A 201-nucleotide genomic window follows, 5' to 3' on the forward strand; every position below is an offset into this window, starting at 1 on the left:
CGTAAACGACGGATTTTGGTTGGTCGGGTGAAACTATATATAAGTGCACTACAGTTAGAAAATGGAGAGCTTTTACTCGTCGTTTCTCCTCAGTTTAATGCCAATGCTATTGAGGATTATGCATTACGCTGGGAAATTGAAACCTTATTCAGTTGTCTCAAAGGACGCGGGTTTAATCTTGAAAATACGCGCTTGACAGAC

1 pseudogene is annotated in these 201 nt (G+C 40.8%); it reads left to right on the forward strand.

Annotation, left to right across the window (positions count from 1 at the left end):
- Positions 1 to 201 (forward strand): annotated as a pseudogene (locus WFH18_RS18705) (IS4-like element ISAba33 family transposase); the annotation flags it as partial.

The sequence above is a fragment of the Acinetobacter sp. USHLN143 genome, assembly GCF_037145695.1.
In the GTDB taxonomy this organism is placed as follows: Bacteria; Pseudomonadota; Gammaproteobacteria; order Pseudomonadales; family Moraxellaceae; genus Acinetobacter; species Acinetobacter fasciculus.